This window comes from Candidatus Neomarinimicrobiota bacterium (assembly GCA_022573815.1).
In the GTDB taxonomy this organism is placed as follows: domain Bacteria; phylum Fidelibacterota; class SORT01; order SORT01; family SORT01; genus JACZTG01.
In genome coordinates this window covers 160,145-167,322 of the sequence record JACZTG010000002.1, presented here as the reverse complement: position 1 = coordinate 167,322, position 7,178 = coordinate 160,145, and the positions used below count along the sequence as shown (strand labels likewise).

Here is a 7,178-nt window from a genome sequence, read left to right as displayed (position 1 = left end):
ATTACTCTTAACCCAAATATTGTGTTATTTTCTATATTGGTAATCATCTCACAGGACATTTTATCGTTTAAAGCTTTCAAGTGCATTAAAAATATTTACTCAAATTCCCATAATCAATGTAATATTATTAATCCCGTTTACAATTGAGTGCCCCCAAAAGGACAATAAATCTTAATTTTGGAAATTCAGAATTTGATGCCCATCTACCTCTACAAGTGCTGAAAAACCCCATTCGCCTATGCCGTCCTCGGCGAGCATTGTTGAAAGAAGCTGTATTCGAAGTGATTTAACCTGCGATACCGAGCTTTCTTGGGCTAAGATAAATGAATTTGAAATTAATAAGGCTGCTAATAGTAACACCAGGAAGAATCTTCTACGTTGTTTCATTTTTTAGTCCTCAATTTCGGTTATTGTAAGTAATTATCTTCAATCTACTCTACGCTTGATAATCTACGGGACTTACAACTGTCGGAGGCTTCATTCAAGCCTGGGTTACAAAACGCCCATAGAATTTGGATATGAGAATAAAGTTGCATAACTTAATGTCCTCTTTATTCTCGTAGGGTCATATAGTAGATTTAAATGCAATTGCGTTTATTATACAAATAGGGGGTATTGGGAATGCTAAGAGAAATAACTTTATGATTAACGGCAAGAAAATATTTGTGGTAATGCCCGCATATAATGCGGAATTGACCCTACGAAAAACATTCAAGGAAATCCCTTTTGATATAGTTGATGAAGTCATAATAACTGACGATTTTAGCACTGACAGAACCATTGAGGTGGCGAAAGAAATAGGCATAAAACATATAATAAGACATAATAAAAATGAGGGATACGGAGGAAATCAGAAAACGTGTTATAATAAAGCGTTAGAATTAGGAGCGGACATTATTATAATGCTTCATCCTGATTATCAATACACCCCTAAATTGATTCATTCAATGTCTTACCTTATTGCTAATGACGTTTACCAGGTAGTATTAGGTTCACGAATTTTGGGAAATGGCGCATTGAAAGGGGGAATGCCTTTAATCAAATATATCGCTAATAGATTTTTAACGTTATTTCAAAATTTATTACTCAATCAAAAATTATCAGAATATCATACCGGCTTTAGAGCCTTTTCCGCTGAGGTCTTAAATAAAATCAACTACTCAAAAAATTCTCATGATTTTATATTCGACAATGAAATGTTATCGCAGATAATTAATGAAGGTTACGAAATTGCGGAAATTACCTGTCCTACTAAATATTTTGCTGAAGCATCGTCAATCAATTTAAAAAGAAGCTTTATTTACGGATTGGGCGTTTTAAAAACATCGGTGTTTTACAGACTTCACAAATGGGGCATAATCAAGTCTAAGTTATACAACTGACCTGTAAAAAGTACGTGCATCAATGAAACGAAAAAAAAAGAATCCTATCGGCCCCATCATTGACAAAAGTTTAAGCAACTATAGCAATCTGATTTATCAACTGATTTTAGGTTTTATCTTTGTTATCTCATACAGCTACATTTTTGATGGTAAGCTTGATTTAAATGGAGACAATTTCAAATACCTGAATTACGCTACTTCAATTATTGACGGCAACGGCTATTCCTCGCCCCATACTCCTGATTTTCCTCCAACCAACTGGTTTCCTCCCGGTTACTCGACCATTCTTGCGCTGGCAATGTTTATTACCGGTAAAAAAATCGTATTATTCAAAATCATAAACGGATTATTTTTTCTGGGGACTGTTTTAATTTTCAATAATCTAATGCGAAGAATCACAGATGATGCCGTTTTCTCTTTTTCTGTCAGCCTCTTACTTTTATTAAATAGTGGTCTTTTGAGATATTCGACCATACTTATGTCAGAAATGCCGTATTTGTTTTTTTCGGTACTTGCCTTTTATTGCGTTTCAAAATTAAATGATGAAATAAAGTTTTGGAATTCAAAATATTTTTACGGTGCAGTTTTGTCTGCCGTGGCTGCGTATTACCTGAGAACTATAGGAATCGTTCTTATTGGAGCTATAACCATACATTGGCTTATTGAAAAGAGATGGAAAACGGCTGCCGGGTTTTTAGCCGGTTTTTCTGTATTGTATCTCCCCTGGATTATCAGGAATTCTATACATGGCATCAAAGGTAGATACCTTGGAACGATAATGTCCGTTAATCCATGGAGACCGGAGGAAGGGCAAATTAGTTCGATAGGTGAGTTCGTTGACAAGATGATGATAAATTTTTATGATACTGTAATTAAGGGGTTCAGTGAAGTGCTTTTTCCTTTTATTCGATTAAATGGATTTTCCAAACTTCCGCTGTTTGCATTGGGGATAATAATTTTAGCCACAACACTGTTCGGCGCCTGGAAACTTAAACGTTACCGATACCTTTTTATCTTTTATATTTTAGGAAACATTTCCGTTTTTCTTATATGGCATGGAGGAAATGGCGCAAGGTATGTATGGCCATTGGCATCTTTTATTGCATACTGTTTTTTTTACGGGGCATACAATATGATAAACATACTTTTTGAAAGCCGAAAAAAGAAAACACCGGAAGTATTGGCTTACGGTATATTAATCCTTTCCTTGTTTTTTATACCAAAACTTCAGGAAATGCATAAAGCAGCTAAACATGACTATCATCCTGCTTATAAGAATTACTTTGAATTAGCCGATAGTGTTAAAAAAATGGGAAATAATGATTTGGTAATAGCATGCAGGAAGCCGGCTATGTTCTATTATTACTCGAATGCCTACGTTACGAATTATAAATTTAGCCTGAATGACAAAGAAGTTCTAAAGCATCTTATTGACAAACAAGTCGATTTTGTTGTTTTAGAGCAATTAGGCTATAGCTCTACAGTTAGATACTTATATCCGGCCATACAGAAGAATAACGAATTATTTCAAGTCAAATTGCACTTAAAAAACCCGGACTCTTACTTACTCTCTTTTGACGCCGAAAAAGCTAAGAAAAAATTGAATCTTTAATCGAAACATACTGCCTGCCCTACGTTACTTTTGAGAACCACGTCGCTAATTTACGGATGATATAACCTTCCGGAATGGCTACTATTATATTGCTTGCTACATTACTGAGGTTTACACTGAAAGGCGATTAAACTCTACGTTAGAAATATAATTCGCCTGTTGAATAATTAAAAAGTATGGTGAAGAATTTGTCGAAGAAAAAAGTAATACTTGCCTATAGCGGAGGTTTGGATACATCCGTAATTTTAAAATGGTTAGTCAACAAAGGATATGATGTTATTTGTTTTGTTGGTAATGTCGGGCAAAAAGATGATTTCAAGGCAGTTGAAAAGAAGGCTTTCAAAACCGGAGCTTCAAAAGTTTATGTTGAAGATTTAAGAGAAGAATTTGTCACTGATTTTATATTCCCAGCCCTTCGCGGAAACGCCATTTATGAGGGAAGATACCTGCTCGGAACATCATTAGCCAGGCCCTTACTTGGGAAAAAACAAATTGAAATTGCAGCAAAAGAAAAAGCTGAATATGTATCTCACGGATCCACAGGCAAGGGTAACGATCAAGTTAGATTTGAACTTGCTTATTACTCGCTAAACCCGAATATAAAAGTTATTTCACCTTGGAAAAATCCTGAATTTCTGACAGAATTCAAAGGTAGAAGCGATCTCATTAATTATGCGGAAAAATGGAATATTTCTGTAAAGGCTTCTAAGGCAAAGCCTTATAGCGAAGATGAAAACTTGATGCATATCAGTCACGAGGCTGGAATATTAGAAGACCCCCTATTTCGACCACCAGAAAATATGTTTAGTATGACTGCTTCTCCGAAGAAAGCCCCAAACAAAGAAACAATAATTGAAATTCACTTCGAGGATGGGAATCCGGTAAAAGTTAAAAACAAAAACGATGGAACTGTAAAAACTAATCCGCTGAAATTATTTATGTATCTCAATGAATTAGGCAGCGTAAATGCAATTGGAAGAGTTGATATGGTTGAAAATAGATTTATTGGTATTAAATCCAGAGGTATTTATGAATCTCCCGGAGCAACTATTCTTTGGCTTGCTCATAGAGACCTTGAGGGGATTGCTATGGACAAAGAAGTGATGCACATAAGAGATATGCTTATACCAAAGTTATCAGAATTGATATACAATGGTTTTTGGTTTTCTCCGGAAATGGATTTTATAATGAGCGCATTCAATAAAAGCCAGGAAGCAATTGACGGAAAAGTAATTTTATCCTTATACAAAGGAAATGTTAACGTGATTGGCAGAGAATCACATACCTCTACATATAATCAAGAATTGTCCAGCATGGAGGTGGAAGGCGGATTTGATGCGACTGATTCTATTGGCTTTATCAACATTAATGCTCTAAGATTAAAAGCACATCACTTAGTATTACATAAGAGAAAACCGTATGGCTGGCGCAAAAAGTAAAACTAAGGTAGTGAAAATGAAACTTTGGCAAAAAGACTACAAACTCAATGAACAAATTCAGGATTTTACAGTTGGGGATGATTATATCCTGGATCAGAAGTTAGTCAGATACGATAGTCTTGCCTCAATAGCTCATTCTAAAATGCTTGGCAAAATTGGTGTGTTGAAAAAAGTGGAAACACAAAAATTAGTCAAAGAACTTAACCATATAATTAAACTACACGAGCAAGGCAAGTTTAAAATCTCAAAAGAACAGGAAGATTGCCATACCGCCATTGAAAATCACCTGACAAAAAAGTTGGGAGATTTAGGCAAGAAGATACACACAGCCAGATCGCGGAATGATCAAGTACTCGTAGCTTTAAGACTGTACTACAAGGAAGAATTAAGAAACTGCGAAGTGTTAGTTAATGAGTTAACTCAGGAAATTAAAAATTTTCTCAAAAAGTATGGGAGAGTAAAACTACCCGGGTTTACCCATACAAGAAAAGCGATGCCTTCCTCGATTTCGCTATGGGGGAATTCGTTTGTTGACTCTATGAAGGATAATTTAAAAACTGTAACCCTTGCGTTAGAATTGATAGACCAGTCACCGCTGGGGACGGGAGCAGGATACGGAATACCATTTAAAATTGATAGGAATTTCACCGCTAAATTATTGGGATTTAAAAAACTGCAAAAGAATCCTATTTACGTGCAGAATAGCAGGGGGAAATTTGAATCAACACTGCTGCACGCACTGACCCAAATAATGTTTGATCTGAACAAGATAGCATCTGACCTCATTTTGTTTAGTCTTCCGGAACTTGGTTATTTTGAACTTCCTGAGGAATTCCTAACAGGAAGCTCAATGATGCCGCAAAAGAAAAATCCTGACGTTTTGGAATTATTAAGAGCGAAGTACCATATCACTGTTTCTTACGAATTCCAAATCAAGAATATAATTGGCAATCTCTTATCAGGCTATAATCGGGACCTACAGCTTATCAAGGGCCCAACAATGGAATCTATTGAAATAACAAAAGAAAGTTTATCCGTTATGAGCCTCATATTCAGTGAGTTAAAAGTAAATAAGGAGAAATGCAGCGCGGCTCTGACAAAAGATGTTTATGCGACTGAAGAAGTCTATAAATTACTGAAAAAAGGAATTCCATTCAGAGAAGCTTACAGAATTATTTCTAAGAAATATTAGATTAAAATTCTTACATCTATTCTAAAGTTAACCTGATTTTATATAGCTCTACCAACTCCGAAGTCTCAGCATTCAATTCAAGAAATTTTACGGAAACCGTCTTAGGCGAGCTTTTCGTATCTATTTCCGCCACGCCATAAACAGATGCAACTCTTCGCGGAGCGTCTTTGATCTTATTTTCCGGTTTTGCCCATTCGGTGCGGTATATTTCATAGGAGAAATCGGGGTTTTCCTGATTTTCAGCAATCAGAGGATGTCCTGTCGTAACTTTATAGTTCAAGGGAGACGCAGAAAAATCGAAAATTGCTGTTCCCATTTCCGTGAGTGAATAATCAACGGATGATTCTGTTTCCGAAACAGCGGTCAACGGAGACTGCCAATTTAAAATGTGCGCGCTTGGATAATGTTGATCTCCTGAAAAAACAAGAACGCCCTGAATATTATTTTCTTTTATAAAGGATATTAATTTGTTCCGTTCGTAATTGTAGCCCATCCAGCTGTCATATCCTTCCCTACCGGAAGAAGTATCACCGCCGTAGTCGTTCATGGGTACGCTTGAAAAAATTATTTTAAACGCAGATGGGGATTGCTTCAGACCATTCAGCAGCCAAGCGAACTGTTCGCCGCCGAGCATTGTTTTGTTTTCTCCGTCTTCATTCTCCATTGGAGAACGATACCACCTTGTATCAAGGACAAACACATCCACATCTGCTATTGAGAATGAGTAATAAATTCCTCCATCCTCCACTTCGTATGGATAGGATGGATAATTTTCTTTGAACGCTTTTTTGGCTTCCTCTTTGTATTGATAAGTAGCGTCAGAGTTGTCTTTGCCATAATCGTGATCGTCCCACACAGCTAATATAGGAACAGTACTGCTCATTTTCTGAAAGTCCTTACCAAAAGTACGATGGTATTTGTTGCGAAATGCTTCCATAATAGTCTTGTCCGACAGGATAACGGCGCCTTCTTCTTTCGCTTTTCGCATTTCAGCGCCATCTTCAAGATACTCTTCCAGCTTATTAAGATTCCCGTCATAATCTCCATACATTTGATCTCCGAGAAGAGCTACAAATGTCGGGGATTCCTTTTCAATATGCTCATAAATGTTATTACTTAAATAATTCTCTCTTTGACAGGCAGAAAAAACAAAACTGAATTTACCGGACTCACCTTGTGCTGGGAAAGAATTGAAATTAAACCATTCGGACTGTTCTCCACCGCTGAATTCGACTTGATATTCGTATTTTGAATCTGCTTTGATACTATTGAGAATTAAACTGGTGGTGAAATCATCCGATTCAGAAAGATTCTTCCACTCAGTTGAGACACTGGTTTGTTCATCTACCGTTTTATAATTGATGCGGACTCCGCCATCGGTAATCCCCTTTACTAATACAGGAATTTGATTATCCTGCATGATGCCTACAATAGGTTCTTGAAATAGCGCGTTCTGCCCTGCACAACCCAAAAAACTCAGTGTAAGTATAAAGATAAAAAGTCTTAATAGTTTTATCGCCATCCGGTTTACCTCCTAACTACTTAATTATAAT

At 36.4% G+C, this 7,178-nt stretch carries 5 protein-coding genes and 1 pseudogene; 4 read left to right on the top strand and 2 right to left on the bottom strand.

Features of this window, described 5'->3' with window-relative positions:
- Nucleotides 1-186: 186 nt before the first annotated feature.
- Nucleotides 187-294: pseudogene (locus tag IIB39_01610) on the bottom strand (MBL fold metallo-hydrolase).
- Nucleotides 295-641: 347 nt separating this feature from the next.
- Between IIB39_01610 and IIB39_01605 the strand changes: the two are divergent.
- The 4 genes from IIB39_01605 (at nucleotide 642) to argH (ending at nucleotide 5,625) form a co-directional block, all read left to right on the top strand.
- The gene (locus IIB39_01605; GenBank protein ID MCH8927394.1) at nucleotides 642-1,382 is read left to right on the top strand and encodes a glycosyltransferase family 2 protein; all 741 of its coding nucleotides are present in this window, start codon (nucleotides 642-644) and stop codon (nucleotides 1,380-1,382) included.
- A gap of 22 nt (nucleotides 1,383-1,404) precedes the next feature.
- Nucleotides 1,405-2,994, top strand: a complete 1,590-nt coding sequence (locus IIB39_01600) for a phospholipid carrier-dependent glycosyltransferase (protein MCH8927393.1) — start codon at nucleotides 1,405-1,407, stop codon at nucleotides 2,992-2,994.
- Between the two features lie 176 nt (nucleotides 2,995-3,170).
- Nucleotides 3,171-4,433, top strand: coding sequence for an argininosuccinate synthase (locus IIB39_01595; protein ID MCH8927392.1), 1,263 nt, complete (start codon nucleotides 3,171-3,173; stop codon nucleotides 4,431-4,433).
- Between the two features lie 10 nt (nucleotides 4,434-4,443).
- Nucleotides 4,444-5,625 (top strand): argininosuccinate lyase, encoded by a 1,182-nt coding sequence (gene argH / locus IIB39_01590; GenBank protein MCH8927391.1) that lies wholly within the window; start codon nucleotides 4,444-4,446, stop codon nucleotides 5,623-5,625.
- Nucleotides 5,626-5,641: 16 nt separating this feature from the next.
- On the opposite strand, the gene IIB39_01585 is transcribed toward argH, so the two are convergent.
- On the bottom strand, nucleotides 5,642-7,147 hold the full coding sequence (locus IIB39_01585) for an alkaline phosphatase D family protein (GenBank protein MCH8927390.1): 1,506 nt from the start codon (nucleotides 7,145-7,147) through the stop codon (nucleotides 5,642-5,644).
- Between the last annotated feature and the right edge of the window lie 31 nt (nucleotides 7,148-7,178).

Excerpts from the sequence above, each read along its gene's own strand:
- IIB39_01585 (MCH8927390.1), bottom strand. The coding sequence starts at position 7,147 with ATGGCGATAAAACTATTAAGACTTTTTATCTTTATACTTACACTGAGT.
- IIB39_01600 (MCH8927393.1), top strand. The coding sequence starts at position 1,405 with ATGAAACGAAAAAAAAAGAATCCTATCGGCCCCATCATTGACAAAAGT.
- IIB39_01595 (MCH8927392.1), top strand. The coding sequence starts at position 3,171 with ATGGTGAAGAATTTGTCGAAGAAAAAAGTAATACTTGCCTATAGCGGA.
- IIB39_01605 (MCH8927394.1), top strand. The coding sequence starts at position 642 with ATGATTAACGGCAAGAAAATATTTGTGGTAATGCCCGCATATAATGCG.